This is a genomic window from Actinoallomurus liliacearum, assembly GCF_039542035.1.
Lineage (GTDB): Bacteria > Actinomycetota > Actinomycetes > Streptosporangiales > Streptosporangiaceae > Actinoallomurus > Actinoallomurus liliacearum.
Genome location: NZ_BAABHJ010000040.1, coordinates 118366 through 144635 on the forward strand (window position 1 = coordinate 118366; position 26270 = coordinate 144635).

Genomic DNA, 26270 nt, shown 5'->3' on the forward strand with positions numbered 1-26270 from the left:
CATCTCCCCGGCGGCACCGCCCCCTCCCGCCTGCGACGCGCGTGGGAAGGGACGGTGCCGTTCCGGCGGTGCCGACCGACAGCGGCGTGGCGCGGCTGGTGCCAGGTCGCGAGCAGAAGTCTCGGGGAACGCGGCCGCAGCCGCCCCAGTTGCCCTGGTTCACCCCCTCCACGAACCGGAGCGGGTTGCGTTCACCGAGCGTTCTGCACCCCCAGCGCCAGGGCGGCAAACGCCGTCGGCTCGGACCGGAGGCGGCAGCGCCGGTGCCTGTGGTTGCCGTCGCTGTTGACAGGTTGCCGTCGGTGTGGTCGGTGAGGTGTCCGGATCGTCGCGTTCGGCCCGGCGATACCGACGGCAAGGTCCTAGGTCACGCAGGTTCCCGGGCCCCTCGACGTGAGGAGCCCGGGAATCAGATCACCTTCGGTGAAGTCAGCCGGTTCGCCGGAGTCTTCGGCGCGGTCGGCGTCAATCGGGTGTCGGTTCCGACGTGGATGTGCCTGGTCGAGGTGGTCGGCGGGTGTGACGGCTCAGCGGACGTCCCGGAGCATCCAGAGTGGCGTCCCGAACTCGATGACTCGCGGGCGGAAGACCGGGATGTTCGGGTTCCGGGCCAGGAGCACGGCCGGCATCTCGTCGAGCGCCTTCATCGCCCGGATGATGTCGTCCCACTCGATCAGCTTGTCCAGCGTCGTCTCCTGCATTCTCCAGCCCCAGTGGCTGAGGACCTGCTGGTGGCCCCTGTCCCGAGTTCCACGGCTGACCACCACGTGGTTCGCCCCGTCCATGAAGATCACACATCCCGCCGGAATGCCGGGTGTGCTGATCCTGGTCTTCGGGTCCACCTCGATGCGGCTGCGCGGGCCGGGACACACCTGTTCCAGCAGGCTCGTGTAGTACCTGCGGCCGTAGCGGGCGGCCGTCGCGGCATCGTGCGCGTTGACGTGGATCTGCTTCAGCCACGCCTTGTCGACGAAGCCGGCGCGGTAGGCGGTGTACATGACGGCCTCCCAGCAGTTCATCGTGTCCGACGGTCCCGGTTCGGGACCGTCCTCGATGAGCCAGGTCAGAAAGCCGTTCTTCGGATGGCCGGGAAGCTGCGTGCTCACCCTGCCGGAGGCCCAGTCCAGTCCGCTGGGGACCCACGTGAACCAGCCGAGCATCTCCCTGCCCGCGTCGAGGAACGCCCGCGCCCGGGTCTCGGCGGACCACGCCGCGGAGATGACGCCGCCCTCAAGCCGCTCTCTCAGGGCTTCGCTGTTCGCACCCATGAAAGCTCCCTTTTCGTTGTACCCCCTCCGCCGAACGGCGGACATGCCGGCCCTTAGGACCGGCACTACCCGAAACCGTGCCGAGTGACGATCGATCCGCCACGTGGACGGCGGAACCCCGCCAGGTGATCGGCTCCCGCTACCGGCAGAGGAACTCCATCGCCTGATTGTTTGCCGTCGGCGATGGCGCTGAGTTCGCTGGTATGGTGCAACGCGAGTAGCCCCGATCTCAGGGAGACAGACGTGGTTGGTGACGACGACATCTCCGGCTGATACCCGGACATGACGGCCACCGGCAGGCGCGCAGGAGCGCCGCCGACGTGGCCGAACGGTCGTTTCACCCTTCCCTGCTCCCTGCGGATGGCCGTTGTGCCCCGCGTTCGACCCGAGGGCTCTCTCATGTCCGACGCTTTCATCGTCTGCTCGAACCTGTCCTTCTCCTGGCCCGACGACACCCCCGTCTTCCAGGACCTGTCCTTCTCCGTGGGCGGCGGCCGTACGGGCCTCGTCGCGCCGAACGGCGCCGGGAAGAGCACCCTGCTCAAGCTGATCGCCGGTGAGTACCGGCCCGGCGGCGGCACCGTGTCCGTCGAGGGCGTGCTCGGCTACCTCCCGCAGACGCTGCCCCTCACCGGTGACCTGACCGTGGCGGAGGTGCTCGGGGTCGCCTCGGTGATCCGCGCGATCGACGCCATCGAGGCCGGCGACGCCAGCGAGGAGAACTTCGCCACGGTCGGCGACGACTGGGACATCGAGGACCGCACGCAGGCGCAGCTCGACCGGCTCGGCCTCGGGGACGTCGACCTGGCCCGGTGCCTGCGTACGCTCAGCGGCGGCCAGATCGTGTCGCTCGGCCTCGCGGCCCAACTGCTGCGGCGGCCCGACGTGCTGCTGCTCGACGAACCGACCAACAACCTCGACCTGGACGCGCGCCGCAGGCTTTATGCGGTCCTCGAGGACTGGAAGGGCTGCCTGCTGCTGGTCAGCCACGACCGGGAGCTGCTCGACCGCATGGACCGCATCGCCGAACTCGACCGTGGCGAGGTCCGCTTCCACGGCGGGAACTTCACCGCCTACGAGGCGGCCGTACGCGCCGAGCGGGAGGTCGCCGAGAAGAACATCCGCGCCGCCGAACAGGAGGTCAAGCGGGAGAAGCGGGAGATGCAGCAGGCCCGGGAGCGGGCCGAACGCCGGGCGAGCAACGCCGCGCGGAACATCCAGAACGCCGGCCTGCCCAAGATCCTCGCGGGGGCGCGGAAACGGCGTGCCCAGGAGTCGGCGGGCAAGGCGGACGAGACGCACGCCACGCGGGTGGCCGGGGCCAAGGCGCGGCTGGACGAGGCGAGCCGCGCGCTGCGCGACGATCAGCGGATCACGCTGGAACTGCCCGAGACGAACGTCCCGGCCGGCCGTACCGTCTTCCTGGGCGAGCGGATGCAGGTCCGCCACGGGGAGCGGGCGATCTTCGCCGGCGAGGGCGTCGACCTCGTCATCCGGGGGCCGGAGCGGATCGCGCTCACCGGGCCGAACGGCGGCGGCAAGTCCACCCTGCTGCGCCTGGTCAACGGCGAGCTGGATCCGGACGGCGGCGAGACCAGGCGGGCCGACGGCCGGGTCGCGTACCTGTCCCAGCGGCTCGACCTGCTCGATCCGGACCGCACCGTGGCGCAGAACCTCGCGGCGTATGCGCCCGGGATGCCGGAGTCGCAGCGGATGAACCTTCTCGCCCGCTTCTTGTTCCGGGGATCGCGCGTCCACCTTCCGGTCGGGGTGCTGTCCGGCGGCGAACGGCTGCGCGCGACGCTCGCCTGTGTCCTGTTCGCCGAACCCGCGCCCCAGCTCCTGCTGCTGGACGAGCCGACCAACAACCTCGACCTGTTGAGCGTCGGCCAGTTGGAGAGCGCCCTCAACGCCTACGAAGGCGCCTTCGTCGTGGTCAGCCACGACGAACGGTTCCTCGCCGAGATCGGGGTGAGCCGCTGGCTGCGGCTGACGGAGGGCCGGCTGCTCGAAACAGGCGCGCCCGCCGGGGAGTGAAACCTCAAGACGGGGGCGCCCGCCGGGAGTGAGACCTCGAGCCGCTCCCGAGGGGGACCGGTTACAAAGCCGAGGGGCCATCTTTTGGCGGGGCCGCCGCGCGCTCATCGCCGGTCCTGGAAGGGACAATGAGCGCGATAACCCTCGAAAGGGAGGTTCTACGTGTCCAACTCGCAGGCTGTGGCGAGCCGTCCGGCCGTCCTCGGCGACCTGGTGCCGGGCCGGCTGGTCCGCGACGTCGCGCTGGTCGTCGGCGCGGCGGTCTTCGTCGGACTGGCCGCGCAGGTCAGCGTGCCCATCCCGGGAACGCCGGTGCCGGTGACCGGCCAGACGTTCGCGGTCCTGCTGTCGGGCGCGGCGCTCGGGTTCCGCCGTGGCGCCCTGTCCATGGCGCTGTACGCGCTCGCCGGAATGGTCGGCGTGCCGTGGTTCGCCGACGGCGCGTCCGGGTGGCGGATGGCGTCGTTCGGTTACGTGCTCGGCTTCGTGCTGGCGGGCGCGGTCGTGGGCGCCCTGGCCGCCCGTGGCGGCGACCGGTCGCCGCTGCGGACCGTGGGCACGATGGCCCTCGGCCTCGCCGTGATCTACGCGGTCGGGGTGCCGTGGCTGATGGCCTGGACCCACAGCGACCTGGGCCAGGCCCTCTCGATGGGCGTCCGGCCGTTCCTGGTCGGCGACGCGATCAAGATCGCGCTCGCGGCCGGGCTGCTGCCCGGCGCCTGGCGGCTCCTCCGCCGCTGACGTCCCCGCATGAGATGAGGGCCCGGCTCCCGATACAGGGGGGCCGGGCCCTCGTCGTCATCACGGACCCTCGTCGTCACCACGAGCCCTTGTCGTCATTGCGGGCCTCGTCGTCATTGCGGGCTCTCGTCGTCGGCGCGGGCCTCGTCGTCGGCGCGGGCCTCGTCGTCGGCGCGGGCCTCGTCGTCAGCGGCCGCCGAGGTGGTCGGCCAGGTAGCCGTGGATGAGTCGCTCGACCTCGGCGAGCAGTGCCGGGTCGCCGTCCGGCTGATTGCGGAAGGCCAGCTTGAGCACCGCGTCCGCCGCCTCGACGGAGACGGCCAGCGCGCGGGCGAAGTCCCCGTCGTCCGGCAGGTCGAACGCCGAGACGAGAAGCGTCTTCAGCCGGTCCGCGACGACGGCGTTGTTCTCGGCGGCGACGTCGAGCAGGTGGACGTCCGCGATGTCCCCGAAGCGCAGCACCCGGAAGCCCAGGACCGTACGGTGCATGTCGACGAAGATCTCGATGACCGTGCCGACGGCGTCGTACCAGTGCGCGTAGCGCCGCTCGGCGAGCGCACGCTCCACCCGGTCGCCGAACATGTCCAGGTTGCGGAGCGCGAGCTGCTGCGCGATCGCCTTCTTGTCCGGGAAGAACTGGTAGACCGAGCCGATCGCGACCTCGGCCCGCTGGGCGATCTTGGTGGTGGACAGGCCGTCGTACCCGGATTCGTCGAGGATCTCCGCACACGCGTCGAGCATGCGCTGGACGCGTTCGGCACTCCGTCGTTGCGCAGGTCGGCGGCGCAGCGCCGAGCTATCCGTCGTCACACGTCCAATCATGCCTTTTCCGACGGAGATACCGGCGCGTAATATCCGAGGTCCGTTCACGTTTGCGGGGAGGTGGGCCGTGTTCCCCACGGACTTTCAATGGGGCGTCGCGACCGCGGCGTTCCAGATCGAGGGCGCCACGGAGGAGGACGGCCGAGGGCCGTCCACGTGGGACACGTTCTGCCGGGAGCCCGGCCGCGTACGGGACGGGCACACCGCCGACGTCGCCTGCGACCACTACCACCGGTGGGCCGAGGACCTCGACCTGATCGCCGGCCTCGGCGCCCGCGCGTACCGCTTCTCCATCGCCTGGCCCCGCGTCCAGCCCACCGGCAGCGGCGCGGCCAACCCCAAGGGCCTGGACTTCTACGACCGCCTCGTCGACGGCCTCGCCGAACGCGGGATCGCGGCCGTGCCGACGCTGTACCACTGGGACCTCCCCCAGCCGCTGGAGGACGCCGGCGGCTGGATGAACCGCGACACCGCCCACCGCTTCGCCGAGTACGCCGCGCTCGTCGCCGAACGGCTGGCCGACCGCGTCGACCTATGGATCACCCTCAACGAGCCGATGGTCGTGATGGCGTACGGCTACGCCTTCGGGATCTACGCGCCGGGCCAGGCGCTCATGCTCGACGCGCTGCCCACCGCCCACCATCAGCTCCTCGGCCACGGCCTCGCCGTCGCCGCCCTGCGCGACGCCGGTGCGGAGCGGGTCGGGATCGCCAACCACTACACCCCGGCGTGGCCGGTCGACGACACCGCCGAGGACGCCGAGGCGGCCGCCGCCTTCGACGACCTGCTGAACTGGCAGTTCGCCGACCCGATCCTGCTCGGTCGCTACCCCGACCTCGGCCTGGACATGTCCCACGTCCAGGACGGCGACCTGGAGGTGATCGGCGCGCCGATCGACGCGCTCGGCGTGAACTACTACCACCCGACCGGGATCGCCGCCCCGGCCGACGACGCCCTGCCCTTCGCGATGCGCGACCTGACCGGCTTCCCCACGACGGGGATGGGCTGGCCGGTCGTCCCGGACGGGCTGCATCGGCTCCTGGTCGACCTGCGGGACCGGTACGGCACCGCGCTCCCGCCGGTGTACATCACCGAGAGCGGCTGCTCCTACGACGAGTCACTGGACGACGACGCCCGCATCGGCTTCCTGAACGCGCACGTCGGCGCCGTACAGGCGGCGATGCACGACGGCATCGACGTGCGCGGCTACTTCGTCTGGTCGCTGCTCGACAACTTCGAATGGGCCGAGGGTTACGCGCCGCGTTTCGGACTCGTGCACGTCGACTACGCCACCCAGCGGCGCACGCCGCGCGCGTCGTACGGCTGGTACCGCGACCTGATCGCGGGCTCGTCCTGATCAGGGCCCGGCGGTGAGACCGGTGCAGCGGCGCAGCCGCTCCCACTTGGCGTGCGCCCGGGTCGCCGCCGCGCCGTCGAGCAGCCGTGGCACGCCCTTGGTGATGTAGGCCGGCTTCCACGCGGCCCCCAGCACCTTCCGCTTCCGCAGGGTGATCTCGAGGATGCCGGAGTCGGGGTCGTTGCGGTCCGGGGCGGTGAAGAAGAAGTTGCCGAGGCCGTAGTCGACGTACCGGCCCTTCATGTACCCGCCGCCGAGGGGGATGTGGGCGTGCCCGCCGACGACCACGTCCGCGCCGGCCCGGACGAGGGCGCGGGCCAGCGTCTTCTGGCGGGGCAGCGGGCAGGGGTTCTTCTCCTGCCCCCAGTGCAGGTACACGATGACGGTGTCGGCGTTGCGGCGCGCCGCGCGTACCTCGTTGACGAGGCGCGGGACGTCCTTGGCCGAGGCGAGGCCGCCCTTCTTCGCGGTCGCCGTCCAGGCGCTGATCAGGTTGTCGTCCAGGACCTGGGTGGCGCCGAGGATCGCGAGGCGGTCGCCCTTGACCGTCACGTAGTACGGCCGGAAGGCCTGGGCGGCGTTCGCGCCGATGCCGACGGTGGGGAAGCTCGACTTCTTGATGGCCGCGAGCGAGTCGCGCAGGCCGACCGGGCCGTAGTCCATGGCGTGGTTGTTGGCCATGGTCACCACGTCGACGCCGGCGGCCCGCAGCGCGTCGAACGCGCTCGGCGGCGCCCGGAACGTGAACTGCTTCGGCGCCTTCGTCCCACGCGTGGTGATGGCCGTCTCCAGGTTGACCATGGCGAGGTCGGCGCGCGTCAGCTCGGGGATGGTCGGGCCGAGCGCGGTGGCGGGGTCGGCCAGGCGCGCGCGGAGCCGCCCGTTGAAGTGGACGTCCCCGGCGAACGCCACCGTGATCGGCCCGTCCTTCGCGTCGCCCGGCGCTCGACTGGATGGCGTGGAGCCGCGCGGGCTCTTCGCCGCACCACCGCCACCGCCACAGGCCGCCGCCGCGGCCGCGACACCGGCCAGCGCGGCCATCAGCATCGTTCGCCGCATCACGCCCACCATCTCTGGGAAAGGATCACAGGATGGCATCTTTCCCGCATTTCGGAAAAATGGAGTGATCTTGCTCGACATCGCGGGCATCCGCGCCGAGACCCCCGGCTGCCGGGAGGGCGTGCACCTGAACGCCGCCGGATCGGCGCTGCCACCACGGGTCGTACTCGAGACGATGCGCGACCACCTCGACCTCGAGGCGCACATCGGCGGGTACGAGGCGGCCGACGCCGCCGAGGCCCGGCTCACCGGAACGTACGACTCCCTCGCCCGCCTCATCGGCGCACGCCCCGACGAGATCGCCTACGCGGAGAGCGCCACGCGCGCCTGGGACATGGCGTTCTACGGCATCCCGTTCCGGCCCGGCGACCGCGTCCTCACCAGCGCCGGCGAGTACTCCAGCAACACGATCGCCTTCCTCCACGCGGCCCGCCGGCAGGGCGTGAAGGTCGAGGTCGTCCCGGACGACGAGTACGGCCAGATCTCACTCGACGCCCTCAAGGCCGCGCTCGACGACGACGTACGGCTCGTGGCGATCAACCATGTCCCCACCCACGACGGCCTGATCAACCCGGTCGCCGAGGTCGGCCGCCTGGCCCGGGCGGCCGGCGCGCTCTACCTGCTCGACGCCTGCCAGTCCGTCGGCCAGCTCGCGGTGGACGTCGGTGAGATCGGCTGCGACCTGCTGTCGGCCACGGGCCGCAAGTTCCTGCGCGGACCGCGCGGCACCGGCTTCCTCTACGTACGGCGGTCGGCGCTCGGCCTCCTCGACCCGCCGTTCCTCGACCTGCGGGCCGCGGACTGGACGGGACCGGACTCGTACGAGCTGCGGGGCGACGCCCGCCGGTTCGAGTCGTGGGAGAGGTCCGTCGCCGGGCAGCTCGGCCTGGGCGCCGCCGCGGAGTACGCGATGGCGATCGGGCTGGAGGTCATCGAGAAGCGCGTGCTGGAGCTCGGCGCGCTGCTGCGCACGGCCCTCGCGGAGCTCCCGGACGTCACCGTACGGGACCGGGGGCTGCACCGGTCGGGCATCGTGACGTTCACGCACCGGGACCGGGAGCCCGCCGAGATCGTCGCGTCGCTCGCCGAACGGCGGATCCACGTGCGGGTGTCCCAGCAGACCTACCGGTACGACGAGGGCGCGCGGCCGGAGCCGCGAGTGCGGGCGTCGGTGCACTACTACACCACCGAGGACGAGATCCGGCGGCTCATCACCGCGCTCTGAAACGTTCCCCGAGGTAGATCAATGTTTGGGACGCCGTGGGTCCGGCCCAACTCCGACCTATCATTGTCCTGAACGATTCCACCCAGGGGGGACAGCGTGGACGACGCGAAGGGCCGTGCGCCCCTCCACGATCCGGCCGCCGAACTGCGCGCGGCCGGGTTCCGCGTGACCGCCGCCCGGGTGGCGATCCTCGACACCGTGCGCTCCGGTGACCACCTCGACGTCGACACGGTCACCGCGCGTGTACGCGAGCGGCTCGGCCGGGTGTCCGTGCAGGCGGTGTACGAGGCACTGCACGCCCTCACCGGCGCCGGCCTCGTACGGCGGATCGAGCCGGCCGGCAGCCCGGCGCGGTTCGAGGGACGGGTCGGCGACAACCACCACCACCTCGTCTGCCGCGACTGCGGCCGCGTCACGGACGTCGACTGCGTCGTCGGCGACGCACCGTGCCTCGAGCCCGCCCACGACGCGGGTTACCTCGTCGACGAGGCCGACGTCACGTTCTGGGGCCACTGCCCCGACTGCCGTCGGGAGCAGGTGCGGAACCGCACCTGACCGACCGCGCATATCCCCCATGACCAGGCGGGAGATCTCGGGCCGGTGCGCGGCGATTCAGCGGGGTCGCTGAAGCGCCGCACGCTCAGCCGGTGTCAGTTCCACACCGGGCGCGGCCAGCACAGCATGGATGGTCTTGCCTTCGCGGCCGTAGACCACCCAGCACGACGCCGACAGCACGTCGACGATGTGAAGCCCCCGTCCGCCCTCGGCCAGACTGTTGTCCGGATCAACCGGACGCAGAGGTCGTGGGTCAGGGTCGACGACGGACACCTGCGTCCACCGCCGCGTCACCTCGACGCCAAGACGGACAGGCCGATCGTGATGCCGCCACTGGTCGGCCAGCCCCTCGGCCACCAGATCGGCAGCGGCGCGAAGGCCATTGGTGACCAGCTCCGAGACGACGACCGCGACGTTGTACGCATGCTCGGGGCTTCGGATGCCGTCGGAGACGACATCCGCCGTGAAGCGGCGTGCGATCGCCACAGAAGTGGCGTGCACCCGCAGCGCGATCCACGAAACTCCATCCCGTCGGATCCCGATTCCAGACGGTTCGCCACCAGCGGATGATGGCGGCTCTCGGTTCATCGGGTGATCACCATGCCCTCCGTGTTCGACTGAACATGTCAACTCAGTCACGCTGGGTTATGACGCCTGCAGACATGGTCGAAGTGCACTGTGCATGATCACAACGCACGAGGCCGTATTGACGCATCGATGGCCACATTCGGTCATTAATTGATCACTTAGCGTGGCATCGTGAGACTGGGGTCATGCCCGAGCCCCATAGTCCGACCGTCCGAGGTCGGAAACTTGCGAGCGAACTGCGTCGCCTACGTGATCACGCCGGCTTGACCACGGAAGAGGCCGCCGCCAGACTCGGAGACGATTGGAGCCGCTACAAGGTCTCCCGTATCGAGCAGGCCAAGACCAAACCGACCATTAACGGCGTCACCGCACTCCTCGACCTGTATGGAGTCGACAGCGCAACGCGTGCCGCACTCATCGAACTGGCGAGAAACGCCTGGCGAAGAGGCTGGTGGGAAGACTACAAGGATCTATTCAAGAAGCCATCGTATGTAGCTCTCGAAGACGACGCGGCTCGGATCGACGAATGGAGTCCTCAGTTGGTTCCGGGACTCCTGCAGACCGACGAATATGCCAGGGAGGTCATCCGCACCTGGGAGCACGGTGACGAAGCCAGTGTCCAACGGCGCGTCATGGCGCGGATCACCCGCAAGGCTCTGCTCGGCAGAGCCGAGCCGCCTGCGCCGGACCTCACGGTAGTCATGGACGAGGCCGTCCTTCGGCGTCCGATCGGCGGCACCAAGGTCATGCGATCGCAGTTGCACGCGTTGCTGGATGTCGGGGAGCGGCCGAATGTGACCGTCCGGGTGATCCCCTTCCACGTCGGCACCCACGCCGGCCTTGACGGCCCGTTCATCGTCCTTGGCTTTCCCGACTGCATCGCATCCGATGTCGCCTACGTCGAGACCAAAGCGGGGGCTACCTATGTGGAAAGCGTGGACAGCGTGCAACGCTTTAAGCTGGACTTTGAGAAGTTGAAGGCCGCGGCGTTGTCCATAGAGGATTCGGTGGACCTGATCGCCGCCATTGCCAAGGAGTGACGGATTCTCATGCCTCTCCCTCCGATGGACTTGTCGCATCTCCCGTGGCGTAAGAGCACCCGCAGCGGCGGAGGGCAGGCGACCTGCGTAGAAGTGGCACCTATCGTCATGGAGCAGAGCAGCCAGACCGGCGAGTGCGCGGAAGTCGCGATCGCGGATAGGTGGCGGTCGGCTCTTGCCCCCGGTCGAGCGCTCACCGCCTGATCAATCCGTTGCCAGTAGCGCCTCGATCTCGCCGATCGCCTGGTCGTTGTCCCGATACAGCACCGCGTGGATGCCGGCCCGGCTCGCCGCGTCGACGGCGACCTCGACATCGTCGAGGAACACCATCTCCTCGGGTGAGACACCGAGACGTGCGCAGGTGAGTTCATAGATCCACGGATCGGGCTTGCACATGCCGACTTCGTGCGAATACACGATCTCGTCCACCAGATCTTCGAATCCGTAGGTGGCCTGTTCACGCTCCCGGGCGCCGACGAAGCTGTTACTCAGTATCCCCGTCCGACACCGTGAACGCAGCGCACGTGCGTACTCGATCAGGTCGGTGTTGGCGACGCCGAGGTACTGCTTCCACATGTCCGCCATGAGCTCATCGACCTGCTGTTCGGAGAGCCCGAGCCGCTCCCTGACCGCCCGGTGCACGTCATCTTCGGTGATCGTGCCGACCGCCCCTGCCGCCCAGACATCGGCCATCCGCCCACCGATCTCACCGGGAGCGAACCCGAGTCGCTTCTCCCATCGCTGATCGAAGTCCATCTTCGGGGTGATCTCCAGGACACCCCCGATATCAAAGACGACCGCGCGAACCACCATGATCTTTAGGACGGTGGTCCGAGTCCAAGTGTTCACCTGGACAGGGAATCCGCACCTGGCCCGGCGGTGGAACCGGTGGCAGGATCAAGCCGTGGAAACGCCTCGGATCACCTGGCGGATGGGGGTCGCCGCACGGACGTTAGCGGCGCTGGTGATGCTCGTCGGGATCCTGCTGGAGATCGGATTCGTGGCGGCGCTGGTCGAGGAGCGGGAATTGGGATTCGTCGGTGCGCTCCTCGTCCTGCCCTGCTTCGTCGTGTGGCTCTGGTGCGCCTTCCTCCGGCCGTCGATCGGCCTCACGTCGACCGAACTCGTGCTCCGCAACAAGTACCGGACCGAACGCGTCGAGCTGCGGACGATCCAGGCCGTCGTGCCGAGCTCCGGCGGCCTGGTCATCGTCGTGGACGGCCGGCCCGCCTGCACCGGATGGGCGGTCCAGAAGTCGAACCTCGCCCTCTGGCTGAACCGGGAAGGCCGGGCCGACCGGATCGCAGAACAGATCCGGCAGGCGGCACTCGCCGGCGGCGCACCGGTCGCGCCCGCCCCCGAGTGATGCGTCCTTCCGCCACCATTTCGACCCTACGGCGCCCGAGTAAGTGACCGTTTATCACATCGGTCGCAAATCGCGGGCCGCCGATTGATGGTGCTCGCCTATCACCCCGGCGGCGTACGGGAGATAGTCCAGGCCCCGCATCGATGACGTACGGTGCCCGCCTCCCGCTGGAGTGATCGATGACCACGGCCGCCCCCCGCCCTCGGCTCGTCGCCCGAACCTTCCGCGCACTGCCGATCGCCGCCGCCGCCCTGACTCTGGCCGCCGGTGCCGCGTCGGCCGCCGATCCGCCGCCGGCCGGTTCGGTCCCGCCGGACCAGGACCCCTTCTACAGCGCGCCCGCCGACATCGGCTCGTACCAGCCGGGTCAGGTCGTCGCCGACCGGAAGATCACTCCGAAGGTGGGCGACCTGGCCACCACGACCGACGCGTGGCAGATCTCCTACCGCACCGACGACTCGCACGGTCAGCCCGAGCTGGCGGTCACGACGCTGCTCGTCCCGAAGAAGGCGTGGACGGGCGGCGGCCCGCGTCCCATCGTCTCGGTGCAGGCGGCCGAGGACTCCACCGGTACGCAGTGCGCGCCGTCGTACGGAGTCTCCTCGGGCCAGGGGTACGCGGCCTCGTCCGCGATCTACCCGGCCGCCGTGCTGGCCAAGGGCTGGGCGGTCGCGATGCCCGACTTCGAGGGCCCGAAGTCGGTGTTCATGGGCGGCCCGCAGGCCGGGCACGCGGTCCTCGACGGGATCCGGGCCGTACGGAACCTCGGCGCCGGTGGGGTCGGCACGACCAACCCCTGGGCCCTGAACGGCTACTCCGGCGGTGCCCAGGCGACCGGCTGGGCCGCCGAACTGCAGCCCTCGTACGCTCCGGACGTCACACTCGTCGGCGCGGCCATGGGCGGTGTCCCGGCCGACCCGGCCGCGGTGGCGCGGTCGCTGGACGGCGGGATCTTCTCCGGCTTCGAGGCCGCCGCGACCGTCAGTCTGGCCGCGGAGTACCCCGAGGCCGGCATCGACGACCTGACCAACGCCGAGGGCAAGGAGGCGCTGCAGAAGGCGCGCGGCAAGTGCCTCACCGACCTGCTCACCGGCTTCACGTTCAAGAGGCTCGCGGACTACACCACCGTGCCCGACCCGCTGTCGGTCCCCTCCGTGGCCGCGATGCTCAAGAAGAACACCATGGGCGCGGCGGCGCCGACGACGCCGATCTACGACTACCACGCCGACACCGACGAGATCGTTCCCGTCGCTCAGGACGACGCCCTGACCCGGGCGTGGTGCGCCAAGGGCGCCACCGTTCAGGTCGTCCGCGACCTCCTCGGGGAACACGCGGTCGAGATGGTCGTCCGGCAGAACGACGTGCTGTCCTTCCTCACGGACCGCTTCGCCGGCCGGACTCCCGGGAACACCTGCACGTAGGCTCCGAACCGCCGCCGCGAACCCGCCCGTTCCGGCGGACGCCCGTCCGTCAGCGCGCGCCTCAGGCCACCGGGCCGGCCGGTGGCCTGAGGCTTTTCCGCCGACCGACTCCCGGCCGGCGCCATGGCGCTATCGGAATGCCACGGTCGATCACTCCGCTGCTTCCTCAGAGCCCTGACCGACAGTGCTCTGCCGCTCAACGGCGCTCTGGTGAGAAGTGGTCTGCTGCCCCGAGGATTTCGACTGCTCGACCAGTTTCTTATTCTCCAGACTCGTCTGGATCTCCTGCAGTCTCAGCTGCTCCGCCAGCTTTTCGCGGTCCAGAGCAGTTTGGCGCTCCTGAGACTTCATCTGCTCGATCGTTTTTTCATGCTCCAGAGCGGTCTGACGCTCTTGAGACTTCATCTGCTCGAGCGTGATCTGGTGCTCCAGAGCGGTCTGGATCTCCTGGGACCGCAACTTCTCCTGCAGGCTCGGTACTCGTTCCGGCACCAGCACCGGCGACTTGATCGGGATGTAGGTGGTCGGAATATATGCCGTTCCGGGATAGTAAACGCCGGTAGCCGGGTCGTCTTGCGCGAACGCCGGCGCGGCTCCGATCAGCGAGGCCGCCATGGTCGTGGCCACCAGACCGCCTGCGGCTATTGCCGTTTTCAGCACGTCAGGTCACCTTCTTACCTGGACGATACATTAATATTGACGAAACCACCCTTTTATCATCAGACTTCAGGGCGTCATGAAGCCAGTATCTCCCGGTAAGCCGGACAGTCCACCAGAAGAACGTAATATTGCCGCAAATAAGAATGACGGTATCGAGCGTAGTTTCGAAAGGAACCACATGACGCGCATCACGCTGATCCAAGGCGACATCACCGAGCAGAAGGTCGACGCGGTCGTCAACGCGGCGAACTCCTCGCTCCTCGGCGGGGGCGGGGTGGACGGCGCCATCCATCGGCGGGGCGGCCCCGAGATCCTGACCGCGTGCCGGGAATTGCGTGCGTCTCAGTACGGCAAAGGACTCCCGACCGGGCAGGCGGTGGCGACGACCGCGGGACGACTGCCCGCACGCTGGGTGATCCACACGGTCGGCCCGGTGTACTCCCGGTCCGAGGACCGCTCCGAGCTGCTGGCCTCCTGCTATCGAGAGTCGCTGCGGGTCGCCGACGAGCTGGGCGCCGCGACGGTCGCCTTCCCGGCCGTGTCCGCCGGCATCTACGGCTGGCCGCTGGACGACGCCGCGCGGATCGCGGTCGGCACCGTACGGGCGACGCCGAGCGGGGTGAAGGAGGTGCGCTTCGTACTGTTCACCGAAGATGTCCACGACGCGTTCGCGCAGGCACTGGCGGACTGAGCGGCCGCGAACCCCCAGGTGACGTACCGCCGGGCGGCGGTGACCGCGGTCGTGGCGGTTCCTCTTCTCAAACGGTGAAGGGCCGGGCCGTGCGGGCGTCGCGTAGGGCGCGGGCCCACCAGACGAGCTGGTCGAGCAGGGGTGTGACGGCGGCGTTGCAGGCGGCGGTGGCCTTCGGCCAGCTCCCGTCGGCGGCGAACAGGTCCCAGTAGCAGGGCAGAGTGATCGACGCCGCGATCGGCACCGCGTGCAGTTCGGTGAAGACCTGCCGGAGCTGGGCGACCGCGTACAGCCCCCCGGACTCCCGCCCGTACGCGACGAAGGCGACGGGCTTGGCGTGCCACTCCTCGTACAGCCAGTCGATCGCGGTCTTGAGCGGGGCGGGGAAGCTCTGGTTGTACTCCGGCGTCACGACCACGAACGCGTCCGCGGCGGCCAGGCGCGCACCGAACTCCGCGACCCTCGGAGGTACGGCCTCGTCGTGGTCGCAGAGGGTCGAGGGGAGCCGCGTCTCGGCCAGATCGACCAGGTCGACCTCGAGGTCCCCGCGCCGCCGGGCCCGTACGGTGAACCACTCGGCAACGGTGGGGCCGAACCGGCCGTTGCGGGTGCTGGCGATGATGACGGCCAGTCGCACCATGTCCCCCTCCCGTCGTTCTCGGTGTGGTCTCACCATGCGGGAGGGGGTTTACGGCTTCTTTACGGCGTCTCGCGCGCCCGCCACCCGGCCGGCGTGGTCACTCGGTGGCGGCGTCCACCCGGCCCGGGGCGAGTTCGAAGGGCGGCGTGTGCTCCCGCAGGGCGGCCTGCTCCTCCGGGCCGTCGATGGCCCCCGGTCGCGGCTCCGGCACGCGCGCGTTCCGTTCCTCCTCGCGCGGCGCCGGACGGCCCTTGCCGGCAGCCTTCGGCTGCTCGGCCTGCCCGCCGAACGCCGCGCTGACCGCCCGCAGCGCGGCGGTGACCTCGCCGGGGATGACCCAGAAGGAGTTGCCCTCCCCTGCCGCGATCTTCGGCAGCGTCTGGAGGTACTGGTAGGCGAGCAGCTTCGGATCGGGGTCGTTCCGGTGGATCGAGGTGAAGACCTGCTCGATGGCCTTCGCCTCGCCCTCGGCCTTGAGGATCGCGGCCTGCCGCGCGCCCTCCGCCTGCAGGATCGCCCCCTGTTTCTCCCCTTCGGCGGTCAGGATCCGGGACTGCCGTACGCCTTCGGCCTGCAGGATGGTGGCCCGCTTCTCGCGCTCGGCCCGCATCTGCTTCTCCATCGCGTCCTTGATGGACTGCGGCGGTTCGATCGCCTTGATCTCCACGCGGGTCACCCGGATGCCCCACTTGCCGGACGCGTCGTCCAGCACGCCGCGCAGCGCGGTGTTGATCCGGTCGCGGGAGGAGAGAGTGGCCTCCAGGTCGAGCGTGCCGATCACGTTGCGCAGCTGGGTGGCGGTGAGCTGCTCGATCGCCTTGATGTAGTCGACGATCTCGTAGTCCGCCGCCCGCGGATCGGTGACCTGGAAGAACAGCACCGTGTCGATGTGCACGACGACGTTGTCCTCGGTGATGACCGGCTGCCCCTGGAACGCCACGACCTGCTCGCGCAGGTCGATCAGCGGCTTCACCCGGTCCGCGAACGGCACGATGAAGTTCAGGCCCGGTTGGAGGGTCTTGCGGTAGCGACCGAAACGTTCGACGTTCCGCGCGCGGGCCTGGGGCACGATCCACACGGTCCGCATCACCACGGTCGCCACCAGGAGCAGCGCGATGACCAGCGCGACGATGCCTGCTACGGCGAGGTCGGCCATGAGTCCTCCCGAGGATGTACGAGGGCGGTGACGCCTTCGATGGCGAGGACGTCCACGGCCGCCCCCTCTGGAATCACGACTCCGGGGTCGTACGGGCGCGCGCTCCACTCCTCGCCGCCGATGCGCACCCGGCCCGAGTAGCGGGAGACCTCGGTGATGGCCAGCGCCTCACGTCCCACGAGCGCCGCGGTACCGCTCCGCAGCAACGGTGGCTGCCGGACGTGACGCAGGGCGATCGGGCGTACGGCGGCCAGCCCGGCGACGGAGGTCGCGCCGAACACGATCACCTGAACCAGCAGGGGAACGCCGACCGACGCGGTCACGGCGGCGACGAGCGCGCCGACCGCCATCAGCCCGAGCGCGAACGTCAGCGTGGTCACCTCGGCGATTCCGAGAACTGCGGCCACGACCAGCCAGACCACCCACGCCGGCATCGGGGACTCCTTCAGTGACGCACGGCCCTGAGTCCACGGTAACTCCGTACGCGCCGATTGCCGCCGTCCGAAGAGGCGATACTTGCCGCTCGAGCCGAACCCCTATGTGCCGGGGGAAATCGAGACGGGTAGGACCCCCGGTGATGGGGACGTAGGACGGCAGACTAATGTCCGAAAAGCGAAGCCATCCGAGGAGGTGCGGTGAACCGCCAACGGGTGAGCAGGATCTCCCGGTCGCTGGTGCGGCCCCGTCCCTTGAAGGTCGCCGAAGATCTCGAGCACGCCGACGCCCTCGACGGGGCCGCGCGGTCGATCACCAAGGTCGTACGGCGGTTGCTGCCCCCAGGCCCCGTCAAGGATCTGCTGCACGGAGTTCCGTTGGGCCACCCGGCCCACCCGCCATTGACCGATGTCCCGATCGGCTGTTTCGTCTCGGCCGCCATACTCGACCTGCTGCCCGGCACTGAAACGGCGGCCGAGGTGCTGCTGGCGACCGGGTTGGCGGCGTCGGTCCCGACCGTCCTGACCGGGGTCGCGGACTGGTCGGCCCTGCACAGCGAACAACAGCGCGTCGGCCTGGTCCACGCGCTCAGCAACGCGGCCGGCAGCACGCTCTACACCGTCTCGCTCCTCGCCCGCAGGCGCGGCTTCACCGGTGCGGGCAAGGCGTTGTCCTTCGCGGGTCTGACCGCGCTGGTCGCCGGGGCGTACCTCGGCGGGCACCTGGCGTTCCGGCAGTCGGCCGGGCCGAGTCACGCCGAGTCCATCACGCACCTCGGCCCGCTGGGCTGGCACGACCTGTGCTCGATCGACGAGCTGCCGGACGGCTGGCCGGTCCACCGGAACCTCGGCTACATCAGCCTGTTCGTGCTGCGGGAGGGCGATGACGTGCACGTCCTCGCCGACCGGTGCTCCCACCTGGACGGCCCCCTGCATCAGGGCCGCGTGATCGAGGTCAACGAGGAGACCTGCATCGTCTGCCCCTGGCACGGCAGCACGTTCCGGGTCGGCGACGGCACCGTCGTGCACGGCCCCGCCACCGGCCGGCAGCCCGCCTTCGAGACGCGGATGGGCGACAACGGCATGATCCAGGTGCGCCCGGCCCGATAGGACCGTTCCATCCCGTCCGCCGTACGGCGCCTTCCCCACCCGAAGGCCCGTCACGGCGGCCCGGTCCTACTCCTCGTCGGCCTCGGCCCGCGACTCTCCGCGGTCGTTCACCGGGTGCTCCACCAGCGCGAGGATGCGGCTCGCCATGAACCGGGCGGTCCGTACGGGAGTTCCATTCCGAGTGACCTCGACGACCTCGACCACGCCTCGCCGCGTGACCACCTCGACCCGCCGCCCGGCACGCGTCGCCGCCACCTCATAGGTGCGGGTCGCCCCTCCGGCATCGATAACGACCTCAACCCGGTCACCCTTCACACCACACCCCTTTCGAACACCTATTCGAGTAATACCCGTCCCTCGAACCTCCCAACCAGACCGAGAGATGGGTATCACCAAATAAAGCGATCACAATGCGTGCTCGATCGAACACCAATACGATCCACTGGGTGACCACCCATGCCTTCGTCGACGAGTCAACGCGCCGGGAGCGGTACATCCTGTGTGCCGCAACCGTGGACACCTCGAGTTTGGACGAGGTGCGACGGCTGCTGCGCGGACTCTGCCTTCCCGGCCAGCGACGCTGGCATTAGCTGCATCGCCGAAACGCTCAGGAAGAGTTCGGAGAACTTGAGCTACGCGCATCTACGTCCGCACGAAGAACCCGGATTGTGGCTGCCGGATGCGGTGGCCTGGACCTACGGCGCAGGCGGTGACTGGAGACGGCGAGTGCAACCGATCATCGAGCTCACGCGGAATGTTGGCCTAGTCGCATAAAACGCGAAACCCGACTGCTGACCGTCCGGACAGGAGTCGGGCTCACTTCCTCCGGCTAGTGCCAGAGGCTGGGACCATTGTGCAACAGAGGCTAAGCGTAATCAAGCGGTAACGGGATCGACTCGATTCTCAGCCTCAGTGGGGCGGGGTGGCGGTGGGGATGCGCCAGCCGGGGGGCGGGTTGTAGGGGCGGCGGGTCGAGTGCCACAGGCCCACCAGCCAGGCGATACCGATCACGGAGATGACGGCGAGCCCCGCCCACGACAGGAACGTGAACAGGCGCACCTGCTCGTCGGTGGGCCTCGGCATCCAGCCCGTCTCGAGCAGCCGGTACTGCGCGGGACTCCCGGTGAGCAGCAGGGTGACGACCAGCGCGATGGAGTGCATCGAGTCCCACAGGGCGTGCAGGAGCGAGACGCCGACGTAGGCCACGATCAGCCGGTAGGTGATCAGGAAGTGATGCCGGGTGCTGGCCCGGAACAGCACGCCGCCGAGGATCCCCGTCCACAGGCCGTGGCCCACGGGGGCGAGCAGGCCGCGGAGGAGTTCGGTCTGCACCACCTGCATCAACGACAGGCCGTTCTCGGTGAACAGCGCGGTGAAGGCGTAGCCGGCCGACTCGAAGGCGGCGAAGCCGAACCCGACGGCCGCGCCGAGGATCATCCCGTCGCGCATCGTCTTGGTCGCCAGGTGCCGGGTGAGGACGGCCAGCGCGCACAGCTTGACGGCCTCTTCGATCAGCCCGACACCGACGAACAGCCAGGGCGACGGGTGCAGCAGGTACGTCTCCAGCAGGGAGGCGGCCAGCACGCCCAGCACCCCGCCGGTGAGGAAGGTGCTGAACACCAGCGTCGGCGTCAGCTCGCCCGTGTCACGGCGTTCGAACGCCCAGACGACGAACGTCACCGGCACCAGGAAGCTGCCCAGCAGCACGAGGGTGGGGATCAGGTTCGGGTTCTGCGTGAGCAGGATGACGAGGACGGTCAGCACCCACAGCACCAGTCCGGTGACGAACACCCGGAGCCATGGCCGCGCGGCCCGCCGCGGAGCCTGAAAGGTGGGTGTGCCCATCGCCCGCTCCCGTCGCCTCGACCCGTACCGGGATTCATGCGCCGATCGGTCGGCGTCTACCCGGGCCGCGGAGCCGAAAAACGCCGCTGACCGGCGATCGAGGGATCGGGGTCGGGCCGTCCTGCGGCGCGGAGAGCGGGACCGGCCGGCAGGGGCGGCTCGGCCGGTCCTCGGGAGTCGGTCGTCTCGAGCCGGCTCAGGGGCGGGGGGCGACCGCGTGCGCGTGCCAGCGGCCGTCCTGCCGCTCGATCTTCAGGGGCAGGCCGAAGCACTCCGACAGCAGCTCTTCGGTGAAGACCTCATCGACCTTCCCGGTGGCGACGACCGAGCCTCGGCGCAGCAGCAGCGCGTGCGTGAACCCCTCGGGCACCTCCTCGACGTGGTGGGTGACGAGGGCCATCGTGGGCGCGAGGCGGTCGTTGGACAGGGCGGTGAGGCGCGCCACCAGGTCCTCTCGGCCGCCGAGGTCGAGGCCGGCGGCCGGTTCGTCCAGGAGCAGCAGCTCGGGGTCGGGCATGAGCGCGCGGGCGATCGATACCCGCTTGCGCTCGCCCTCGGACAGGGTGGAGAACCGGCGCCGGATCAGGTGCGCGCAGCCGAGCGCGTCGAGGAGCTCGACCGCCCGGGTGACGTCCGTGGAGTCGTACTCCTCTTTCCACCGGCCGATGATGGCGTACGACGCCGTCAGGACGATGTCGATGACCTTCTCGTCGGCCGGGATCTTGTCGGCGATCGCCGCGCTGGACAGGCCGATGCGGGGCCGCAGCTCGAAGACGTCGGTCTTGCCGAGCGTCTCGCCCAGCAGCTCCACCTCGCCCTCGGTGGGGAACAGCATGGCGGCGGCGACCTGGAGCAAGGTCGTCTTTCCGGCGCCGTTCGGGCCGACGATGACCCATCGCTCGTCTTCCTGGACCGTCCAGTCGACGTCGCGCAGGAGCGACGCGCCTTCGCGTCGGACCTCGACGCCCTTGAGTCGTAGTACCTCGCCGGCCATCGCATCCTTCCCCTAGAGCGCGCAGCGACCGGCGGGATGCCGCCGGGCGCTGTCCGGGTCTCGGAATGAACCTACGGCATTATGAAACGCTTATGGTGGTCGGCATGCGCCTCACTCTCCCTTCCACCGGGCTTGTCGCCTGGGGCAACGCCTGGCTGACCGGCCATGTGGGGCTCGACGAGGCGGCCGATGTCGTCGAGCGCCAGGGCGGCCCGCACGTGGTCGCCGGCGTACCCGGCGAGAGCGGCGAGCTTCCGCTGCGCCAGGGTCTCGGCGCGCTCCGCGTGGCCGGACTCACCGGGCTGCGCCTCGCGCTGCCCGCACCGGGCGACCCGCTCGGGCTGACCGGCCCGCCGGATTTCAACACGGCGGCGATCGACGCCGGGGAGGCCGTCCTCGCCACGACGCGCGAGCGGTCGCTCGGCCTCATTCCGGCGGAGGACCGCCGGGGCTCCTCGTACGTCGGCACCCGCTGGGAGGTTCACGAGACCCGCTCCGGCGCCCTGGACACCCCCGCGCTGCCGGAGGCCGATCGTCAGTTGACGCTGGCGGTTCGGGACGCCACCGAGGCGCTCCTGTCCGTGGACGGCGGGCAGGAGTGGCGGCCGGAGATCGCCGAGGCGCTGGGCGCGCTGCGCGACTCGCACCGGCACGAGCACGTCGGCGGCCTCGCGCCGGGGTACCCCGCACGCGCGCACCGGGTCGCGGCGCTCGCGAGCCGGCTGGCCGTCGTGGTCGATCTGGCACGTTCCACCGAGAGCGTCGGCCTGTCCGCCGCGCACGTCGAGCGTCGCTCCGAGGCTCTCCGCACCCTCGACCGCGCGGTCCGCCGGGCCCGGGTCGCCGCCTACAACAGCGTCTTGGACCCCGTCCGCTGACCTCGTACGCGAAACGCCCCGGCGATCGCTCTCGCGGTCGCCGGGGCGTCTGTCCCGATCCTGTTTCTCAGGCCTGGACGACGATGGTGGTGCAGACCTTGTCGGCGAACGTCTGGCTCTTGTCGTCCCAGAGCGGCCACAGGTAGCCGATGTAGCAGGCGGCGCCGTCGAGGAAGTGGGCGAGCCGGCGCACGAACGCCATGCCGAACCCGATCGGCTGACCGGTGGTCTCGCCGATCAGCTTGATGCCGAGGGCGCGCTTGCCGGGCGTCTGACCGGTCGTGCCCTCCTGGTGGCACAGCCAGAGGCCGAGCCCGACCGCGGCGAGGAACCCCAGGAACACGACCAGGGCGCCGCCGCCACCGCCGATCGCGATGCCGATGCCGTAGAGCAGGCCGTACGGCACGCCGACGATCAGTCCGTCGACCAGCGTGGCGCCGACCCGGGAGAACCAGCTGGCGTACTGCCCCTGGTTGTAACCGGCGCCATAGCCCTGCTGCGGGTACTGCTGGCCGTACGCGGCGGGCTGCTGGCCATAGCCCTGCTGCCCGTAGTCCTGCTGGCCGTATCCGGGCTGCTGCCCATAACCGGGCTGCTGGCCGTACCCCTGCTGCTGGCCGTAGTCCTGCCCGTATCCGGGCTGCTGCTGGCCATAGCCGGGCTGCTGCTGCTGGCCGTACCCGGGCTGCTGCTGGCCATAGCCCGGCTGCTGCTGCCCATAACCGGGCTGCTGCTGACCGTAGCCCGGTTGCTGCTGGCCGTACCCGGGCTGCTGCTGCCCGTATCCGGGCTGCTGACCGTACCCGGGCTGCTGGCCCTGGCCGTACGGGTCGTAGGGGGTGCTCACGCTCTTACTCCTTCATCGAATGACGCCCGTCTGCCAAGCCGGGCCCGCGGTCGCCGTGACGCGATATGGAATTCACCACTGCAGGAGCCCGAACCGGGCGAGCTGCCATAGCCAGGACAGGCCCAGCACGACGCCGAGCAGTGCAGTGCGGGCGCGCGGCTCGATCGTCCACCATCGGCGCCCGATCCCCAAAGGCGCCGTGGCCAGACCGATCGCCCCCGCGAGAGCGAACGGATTCGCGAGGACGGCTCTGACCGGGTGGGCGGCCCCCAACTCCATGAAGACGGTGGTACCGCCACAAAGAGGGCAGGGGACTCCGGTGAACCGCCGAAGCGGACACAGTATGCCGGGATCGTGGGCACGGTGCACTAGCGCCGCGAGTACGGCCGCAACGGCCATGCTCCCCGTGCGGATCGCCACACCCCGTACCCCGTCCCCTGCGGCGGCGGTGAAGGAGGCGAGCATCCGCGCCGGCGCGGTCGGCGCACCAGGGGTGACCCTCGTCCCCCGTGCGACGTCCAAACTCCGCCCTCCAACCCCGTGCCGTTGTACGCCTGTGGGACCTATATCGCAGCAAGGCGGGTAACGGTCAAGTCAGATGGGCCCCAGAGCCCAGAACGTGACCGCACGGAGACATTCGGGACCGGCCGGCATCGACGCCGGGCGGCGTCCACCACCGTCCTCGGCGCCGAGCGGCACCCACGACCGTCGTCAGCGCCGGACAGCGCCCACGCGACCGTCGTCAGCGCCGGACGACACCCACGACCGTCGTCAATGCCGGACGGCGTCCAGGCCCGTCGTCAGCGCTGGGCGGCGCCCACGACGACCGGGGGCCTCGCGTCCGCGCCCTCCGGGACGACGTCCACCACGATGACGGTGATGTTGTCCGGTCCGCCGCCCTGATTGGCCAGATCGATGAGCGCGCGAACGGCCGCCTCGGGCTCCGGCTGGGTCGTCAGGACCTGATGCAGCGTCTCGGCGTCGACCGGGCCGGTCAGGCCGTCGGAGCACAGCAGGTAGCGATCGCCCGGCAGGGCCTCACGCAGCGACATGTCGGGCTTGCGGTCCGACTTGCCGTCGAGCACCCGGACGAGGCGGTTGGCCAGATGGGGCGCCGCGCCGTCCTCGCCGGTGAGCATCTTCTCCAGCGTGTGGTCCTCGGTGATCTGGTACAGGATGGTGTCCCGCAGCATGTACGCGCGGGAGTCCCCGATGTGCGCGAGCGCGAGCTGGGTGCCAGACCACAGCATCGCGGTGCAGGTCGTGCCCATCGACTGCAGCGCCGGCTCCTGCACGACCCGCTGCGCGATGGCCTGGTTGGCCGACAGCACGGCGTGTTCGAGCGTGTCCACCAGCGCTGGCTGTGGGACCTCGGCGTCGGTCGGCGCGAGGGCCTGGACGGCGAGGGAGCTTGCGATCTCCCCGCCGACGTGGCCCCCCATCCCGTCGGCGACTGCGAGCAGCCATGGGCCCGCATACGCCGAGTCTTCGTTGTTCTCGCGGGTACGGCCGACGTCCGACCCCGCGGCGTAGCGAATGGCGACTCTCATATGAATTCCGATGACATCCTCGGCGATGCGGTTCACTCAGCCGACTACTGAGGTTCATCAAGATATTCGACCGACGCGTCTTACGCCTCCTCGATCTCACGCGAATACTCGCGAGTCACCGATCGGCGAGGCCGTGACGCACGGCGTACAGGGCCGCTTGGGTGCGATCCTGCAGCCCAAGCTTAAGCAGGATGTTCGAAACGTGCGTCTTGACGGTCTTCTCGGAAACGACCAGCGCCCGGGCGATCTCCCGGTTGGACCGGCCCCGGGCGATCTGGACGAGGACCTCGCGCTCGCGTTCGGTGAGCGCCCCGGCGCCCGGCGCGGGCGCCAGCATCGCCTCGGTCGCCTCCGGCGCGAACAGCATGTGCCCGTCGTGGACGGCGCGGATCGCCTGCACCAGGGCCTGCGGGTCGACGTCCTTGTAGAGGTATCCGGAGGCGCCGGCGCGTACGGCCGGCAGGACGTGCTCCCGCTCGCCGACGCTGGTGAGCACGACGACGCGGGACTCGATGCCGCGGGCGCGCAGCTCGCGCAGCGCGGTCGGCCCGTCGACGCCGGGCATCTTCAGGTCCAGGAGGACGACGTCGGGATTCAGGGCCTCCGCGCGGGAGACCGCCTCCGCGCCGTCGGCGGCCTCGCCGACGACCTCGATGTCGTCCTGCACGCCGAGGAACGTGCGCAGCCCCTGGCGCACGACCGGATGGTCGTCGGCGATCAGCACCCGGATCATGCGGACACCTCCAGGCGTACGACCGGACGGTCATCGGCGATCAGCAGCCCGATCATGCGGGAACCTCCAGGCGTACGCTCGAACGGTCGTCGACGATCAACACGCGGGTCATGCCGGCACCTCCAGGCGTACGACCGTGCCGGCGGGGGACGAGTCGACCGTCAGGCGCCCGCCGACCGACTCCGCGCGTTCGCGCATGGACGCCAACCCCAGGCCGTCGCGCGAGCCGACCCCCACGTCGAAGCCGGTGCCGTCGTCGTGGACCTCCAGCGCGCCGGCCGTCAGCCGCACCGTCACCTCCGAGGGGTCGCCGTGGCGGAGGGCGTTGTACAGGGCCTCCTGGGCGACGCGGTACGCCACCGCCTCGACCTCGGCCGGCAGGGCGACGTCCTCGCCCTCGAACCGGACCCGTGGCCGGCGCCCGCGCCCCGAGCTCCAGGCACGGTCCAGGACCCGTACGTGCTTGCGCAGCGACTCCGCGAGCCCGTCTCCCTCGAGTTCGGCGGGGCGCAGCTCGAAGATGACCTCCCGCAGCTCCGCGAGGGCCTCCTTGGCGAGCGTCTGGACGCGTTCGAGCTCGGCGCGGGGGTCGGGCGCGGACAGAGCGGCCGCGGCGGTGAGGCGGAGCGAGAACAGCTTCTGCGCCACCGCGTCGTGCAGCTCGCGCGCCAGCCGGGCGCGCTCCTCGATCACGGTGAGTTCGCGGTTCCGTTCGTACAGCCGCGCGTTCGTCATCGCGATCGCGGCATGGGCCGCGAAGAGGGTGAGCAGGTCCTCGTCGGCGGCCGTGAACGGGAGGTCGGTCGGGGTAGGTTGGTCGGGCGAGACGCCGCCCGGCGTGCGCCGGTTGGCGAGGAAGATGATGCCGAGGGTCTCGGTCCCGTCCTTGATCGGGACGCCGAGGAAGTCCTTGAGGACCGGGTGCGCGGTCGGCCAGCCCTCGAACGCCGGGTCCTTGCGCACGTCCGGCAGCCGCTGCGCGCGGTCGTCACGCAGCATCAGCGCGAGCAGCCCGTGCTGCCGGGGCAGTGGGCCGATCCGCTTCCACTGCTCGTCCGAGACGCCCTCCACGACGAACTCGGCGAACGAGCCCTCGTCGTCGGGTACGCCGAGCGCGGCGTAGCGAGCGTCGAGGAGCTGGGCGGCGGCCCGGACGATCACCTGCAGGACCTCGTGCACGGACAGGTGCCGCGTGACCGCGAGCACCGCCGTGCTGACGGCGTGCAGCGTGGCGTCCCGATCGGTGTCCACGG

General features: G+C 70.0%; 29 protein-coding genes. 12 read left to right on the forward strand and 17 right to left on the reverse strand.

Annotated elements, in window-relative coordinates; translation table 11 throughout:
- Positions 1-527: 527 nt before the first annotated feature.
- Positions 528-1268: a hypothetical protein gene (locus tag ABD978_RS39015; protein WP_345365882.1), complete on the reverse strand. Its 741-nt coding sequence runs from the start codon at positions 1266-1268 to the stop codon at positions 528-530.
- A 399-nt stretch (positions 1269-1667) separates the two neighbouring features.
- Here ABD978_RS39015 and abc-f point away from each other — a divergent pair, with 399 nt between their 5' ends.
- Positions 1668-3305 (forward strand): ribosomal protection-like ABC-F family protein, encoded by a 1638-nt coding sequence (gene abc-f / locus ABD978_RS39020; protein ID WP_345365884.1) that lies wholly within the window; start codon positions 1668-1670, stop codon positions 3303-3305.
- A 162-nt stretch (positions 3306-3467) separates the two neighbouring features.
- On the forward strand, positions 3468-4046 hold the full coding sequence (locus ABD978_RS39025; RefSeq protein WP_345365886.1) for a biotin transporter BioY: 579 nt from the start codon (positions 3468-3470) through the stop codon (positions 4044-4046).
- A gap of 186 nt (positions 4047-4232) precedes the next feature.
- On the opposite strand, the gene ABD978_RS39030 is transcribed toward ABD978_RS39025, so the two are convergent.
- Positions 4233-4856: a TetR/AcrR family transcriptional regulator gene (locus ABD978_RS39030; protein ID WP_345365888.1), complete on the reverse strand. Its 624-nt coding sequence runs from the start codon at positions 4854-4856 to the stop codon at positions 4233-4235.
- Between the two features lie 79 nt (positions 4857-4935).
- Here ABD978_RS39030 and ABD978_RS39035 point away from each other — a divergent pair, with 79 nt between their 5' ends.
- Entirely contained in the window at positions 4936-6225 is a 1290-nt protein-coding gene (locus ABD978_RS39035) for a GH1 family beta-glucosidase (protein ID WP_345365890.1), read from the forward strand.
- Here the strand turns inward: ABD978_RS39035 and ABD978_RS39040 are convergent, their stop codons facing one another.
- The gene (locus ABD978_RS39040; RefSeq protein WP_345365892.1) at positions 6226-7284 is read right to left on the reverse strand and encodes a CapA family protein; all 1059 of its coding nucleotides are present in this window, start codon (positions 7282-7284) and stop codon (positions 6226-6228) included.
- Positions 7285-7348: 64 nt separating this feature from the next.
- Between ABD978_RS39040 and ABD978_RS39045 the strand changes: the two genes are divergently transcribed.
- Complete coding sequence (locus ABD978_RS39045; protein WP_345365894.1) at positions 7349-8509, forward strand: aminotransferase class V-fold PLP-dependent enzyme; 1161 nt, start codon at positions 7349-7351, stop codon at positions 8507-8509.
- 96 nt (positions 8510-8605) lie between these two features.
- A complete protein-coding gene (locus ABD978_RS39050) occupies positions 8606-9064 on the forward strand; it encodes a Fur family transcriptional regulator (RefSeq protein ID WP_345365896.1) in 459 nt (152 codons plus the stop codon).
- Between the two features lie 57 nt (positions 9065-9121).
- Here ABD978_RS39050 and ABD978_RS39055 read toward each other — a convergent pair whose 3' ends face one another.
- A complete protein-coding gene (locus ABD978_RS39055; protein ID WP_345365898.1) occupies positions 9122-9550 on the reverse strand; it encodes an ATP-binding protein in 429 nt (142 codons plus the stop codon).
- Positions 9551-9837: 287 nt separating this feature from the next.
- On the opposite strand from ABD978_RS39055, the gene ABD978_RS39060 reads away from it, so the two are divergent.
- Complete coding sequence (locus ABD978_RS39060) at positions 9838-10692, forward strand: helix-turn-helix domain-containing protein (protein ID WP_345365900.1); 855 nt, start codon at positions 9838-9840, stop codon at positions 10690-10692.
- A 24-nt stretch (positions 10693-10716) separates the two neighbouring features.
- Positions 10717-10896 (forward strand): DUF397 domain-containing protein, encoded by a 180-nt coding sequence (locus ABD978_RS44115; RefSeq protein ID WP_425550816.1) that lies wholly within the window; start codon positions 10717-10719, stop codon positions 10894-10896.
- Here the strand turns inward: ABD978_RS44115 and ABD978_RS39065 are convergent, their stop codons facing one another.
- The gene (locus ABD978_RS39065) at positions 10897-11505 is read right to left on the reverse strand and encodes an HAD family hydrolase (RefSeq protein ID WP_345365902.1); all 609 of its coding nucleotides are present in this window, start codon (positions 11503-11505) and stop codon (positions 10897-10899) included.
- A gap of 91 nt (positions 11506-11596) precedes the next feature.
- Between ABD978_RS39065 and ABD978_RS39070 the strand changes: the two genes are divergently transcribed.
- Positions 11597-12058, forward strand: a complete 462-nt coding sequence (locus tag ABD978_RS39070; protein WP_345365904.1) for a hypothetical protein — start codon at positions 11597-11599, stop codon at positions 12056-12058.
- A 179-nt stretch (positions 12059-12237) separates the two neighbouring features.
- On the forward strand, positions 12238-13479 hold the full coding sequence (locus tag ABD978_RS39075) for a lipase family protein (protein ID WP_345365906.1): 1242 nt from the start codon (positions 12238-12240) through the stop codon (positions 13477-13479).
- 150 nt (positions 13480-13629) lie between these two features.
- Here the strand turns inward: ABD978_RS39075 and ABD978_RS39080 are convergent, their stop codons facing one another.
- Complete coding sequence (locus tag ABD978_RS39080; protein ID WP_345365908.1) at positions 13630-14139, reverse strand: hypothetical protein; 510 nt, start codon at positions 14137-14139, stop codon at positions 13630-13632.
- A gap of 178 nt (positions 14140-14317) precedes the next feature.
- On the opposite strand from ABD978_RS39080, the gene ABD978_RS39085 reads away from it, so the two are divergent.
- Positions 14318-14830 (forward strand): O-acetyl-ADP-ribose deacetylase, encoded by a 513-nt coding sequence (locus ABD978_RS39085; protein WP_345365910.1) that lies wholly within the window; start codon positions 14318-14320, stop codon positions 14828-14830.
- A gap of 67 nt (positions 14831-14897) precedes the next feature.
- Here the strand turns inward: ABD978_RS39085 and ABD978_RS39090 are convergent, their stop codons facing one another.
- The 3 genes from ABD978_RS39090 to ABD978_RS39100 all read right to left on the reverse strand — a co-directional run bounded on the left by ABD978_RS39090 (position 14898) and on the right by ABD978_RS39100 (position 17060).
- Positions 14898-15470, reverse strand: coding sequence for an NADPH-dependent FMN reductase (locus ABD978_RS39090; RefSeq protein WP_345365913.1), 573 nt, complete (start codon positions 15468-15470; stop codon positions 14898-14900).
- 97 nt (positions 15471-15567) lie between these two features.
- Positions 15568-16626, reverse strand: a complete 1059-nt coding sequence (locus ABD978_RS39095; RefSeq protein WP_345365915.1) for an SPFH domain-containing protein — start codon at positions 16624-16626, stop codon at positions 15568-15570.
- Positions 16608-17060, reverse strand: coding sequence for an NfeD family protein (locus ABD978_RS39100; protein ID WP_345365917.1), 453 nt, complete (start codon positions 17058-17060; stop codon positions 16608-16610). Before ABD978_RS39100 ends, ABD978_RS39095 begins: the two co-directional genes overlap by 19 nt.
- Positions 17061-17261: 201 nt before the next feature.
- On the opposite strand from ABD978_RS39100, the gene ABD978_RS39105 reads away from it, so the two are divergent.
- Positions 17262-18170, forward strand: a complete 909-nt coding sequence (locus tag ABD978_RS39105) for a Rieske (2Fe-2S) protein (protein WP_345365919.1) — start codon at positions 17262-17264, stop codon at positions 18168-18170.
- Positions 18171-18236: 66 nt separating this feature from the next.
- Here ABD978_RS39105 and ABD978_RS39110 read toward each other — a convergent pair whose 3' ends face one another.
- The 3 genes from ABD978_RS39110 to ABD978_RS39120 form a co-directional block, all read right to left on the reverse strand.
- Positions 18237-18485, reverse strand: coding sequence for a hypothetical protein (locus tag ABD978_RS39110; RefSeq protein WP_345365921.1), 249 nt, complete (start codon positions 18483-18485; stop codon positions 18237-18239).
- Between the two features lie 594 nt (positions 18486-19079).
- Positions 19080-20015: a PrsW family intramembrane metalloprotease gene (locus ABD978_RS39115; protein WP_345365923.1), complete on the reverse strand. Its 936-nt coding sequence runs from the start codon at positions 20013-20015 to the stop codon at positions 19080-19082.
- A 196-nt stretch (positions 20016-20211) separates the two neighbouring features.
- Complete coding sequence (locus tag ABD978_RS39120; RefSeq protein ID WP_345365925.1) at positions 20212-21009, reverse strand: ABC transporter ATP-binding protein; 798 nt, start codon at positions 21007-21009, stop codon at positions 20212-20214.
- A 104-nt stretch (positions 21010-21113) separates the two neighbouring features.
- On the opposite strand from ABD978_RS39120, the gene ABD978_RS39125 reads away from it, so the two are divergent.
- Complete coding sequence (locus ABD978_RS39125; protein ID WP_345365927.1) at positions 21114-21887, forward strand: hypothetical protein; 774 nt, start codon at positions 21114-21116, stop codon at positions 21885-21887.
- 67 nt (positions 21888-21954) lie between these two features.
- On the opposite strand, the gene ABD978_RS39130 is transcribed toward ABD978_RS39125, so the two are convergent.
- The 5 genes from ABD978_RS39130 to ABD978_RS39150 all read right to left on the reverse strand — a co-directional run bounded on the left by ABD978_RS39130 (position 21955) and on the right by ABD978_RS39150 (position 26268).
- Positions 21955-22734 (reverse strand): RDD family protein, encoded by a 780-nt coding sequence (locus tag ABD978_RS39130; RefSeq protein WP_345365929.1) that lies wholly within the window; start codon positions 22732-22734, stop codon positions 21955-21957.
- A gap of 72 nt (positions 22735-22806) precedes the next feature.
- The gene (locus ABD978_RS39135; RefSeq protein ID WP_345365931.1) at positions 22807-23199 is read right to left on the reverse strand and encodes a DUF2752 domain-containing protein; all 393 of its coding nucleotides are present in this window, start codon (positions 23197-23199) and stop codon (positions 22807-22809) included.
- Between the two features lie 335 nt (positions 23200-23534).
- Positions 23535-24284 carry a PP2C family protein-serine/threonine phosphatase gene (locus tag ABD978_RS39140; RefSeq protein ID WP_345365933.1) on the reverse strand — a complete coding sequence of 250 codons (750 nt, stop codon included), beginning with the start codon at positions 24282-24284 and terminating at the stop codon, positions 23535-23537.
- Between the two features lie 115 nt (positions 24285-24399).
- Positions 24400-25017, reverse strand: coding sequence for a response regulator (locus tag ABD978_RS39145; RefSeq protein ID WP_345365935.1), 618 nt, complete (start codon positions 25015-25017; stop codon positions 24400-24402).
- A 108-nt stretch (positions 25018-25125) separates the two neighbouring features.
- The gene (locus ABD978_RS39150; RefSeq protein ID WP_345365937.1) at positions 25126-26268 is read right to left on the reverse strand and encodes a GAF domain-containing sensor histidine kinase; all 1143 of its coding nucleotides are present in this window, start codon (positions 26266-26268) and stop codon (positions 25126-25128) included.
- Positions 26269-26270 lie beyond the last annotated feature (2 nt).

Excerpts from the sequence above, each read along its gene's own strand:
- ABD978_RS39115 (WP_345365923.1), bottom strand. The coding sequence starts at position 20,015 with ATGGGCACACCCACCTTTCAGGCTCCGCGGCGGGCCGCGCGGCCATGG.
- ABD978_RS39040 (WP_345365892.1), bottom strand. The coding sequence starts at position 7,284 with ATGCGGCGAACGATGCTGATGGCCGCGCTGGCCGGTGTCGCGGCCGCG.
- ABD978_RS39135 (WP_345365931.1), bottom strand. The coding sequence starts at position 23,199 with ATGCTCGCCTCCTTCACCGCCGCCGCAGGGGACGGGGTACGGGGTGTG.
- ABD978_RS39085 (WP_345365910.1), top strand. The coding sequence starts at position 14,318 with ATGACGCGCATCACGCTGATCCAAGGCGACATCACCGAGCAGAAGGTC.
- ABD978_RS39065 (WP_345365902.1), bottom strand. The coding sequence starts at position 11,505 with ATGGTGGTTCGCGCGGTCGTCTTTGATATCGGGGGTGTCCTGGAGATC.
- ABD978_RS39090 (WP_345365913.1), bottom strand. The coding sequence starts at position 15,470 with ATGGTGCGACTGGCCGTCATCATCGCCAGCACCCGCAACGGCCGGTTC.
- ABD978_RS39120 (WP_345365925.1), bottom strand. The coding sequence starts at position 21,009 with ATGGCCGGCGAGGTACTACGACTCAAGGGCGTCGAGGTCCGACGCGAA.
- ABD978_RS39015 (WP_345365882.1), bottom strand. The coding sequence starts at position 1,268 with ATGGGTGCGAACAGCGAAGCCCTGAGAGAGCGGCTTGAGGGCGGCGTC.
- abc-f (WP_345365884.1), top strand. The coding sequence starts at position 1,668 with ATGTCCGACGCTTTCATCGTCTGCTCGAACCTGTCCTTCTCCTGGCCC.
- ABD978_RS39095 (WP_345365915.1), bottom strand. The coding sequence starts at position 16,626 with ATGGCCGACCTCGCCGTAGCAGGCATCGTCGCGCTGGTCATCGCGCTG.
- ABD978_RS39140 (WP_345365933.1), bottom strand. The coding sequence starts at position 24,284 with ATGAGAGTCGCCATTCGCTACGCCGCGGGGTCGGACGTCGGCCGTACC.
- ABD978_RS39075 (WP_345365906.1), top strand. The coding sequence starts at position 12,238 with ATGACCACGGCCGCCCCCCGCCCTCGGCTCGTCGCCCGAACCTTCCGC.
- ABD978_RS39100 (WP_345365917.1), bottom strand. The coding sequence starts at position 17,060 with ATGCCGGCGTGGGTGGTCTGGCTGGTCGTGGCCGCAGTTCTCGGAATC.
- ABD978_RS44115 (WP_425550816.1), top strand. The coding sequence starts at position 10,717 with ATGGACTTGTCGCATCTCCCGTGGCGTAAGAGCACCCGCAGCGGCGGA.
- ABD978_RS39060 (WP_345365900.1), top strand. The coding sequence starts at position 9,838 with ATGCCCGAGCCCCATAGTCCGACCGTCCGAGGTCGGAAACTTGCGAGC.
- ABD978_RS39125 (WP_345365927.1), top strand. The coding sequence starts at position 21,114 with ATGCGCCTCACTCTCCCTTCCACCGGGCTTGTCGCCTGGGGCAACGCC.
- ABD978_RS39145 (WP_345365935.1), bottom strand. The coding sequence starts at position 25,017 with ATGATCCGGGTGCTGATCGCCGACGACCATCCGGTCGTGCGCCAGGGG.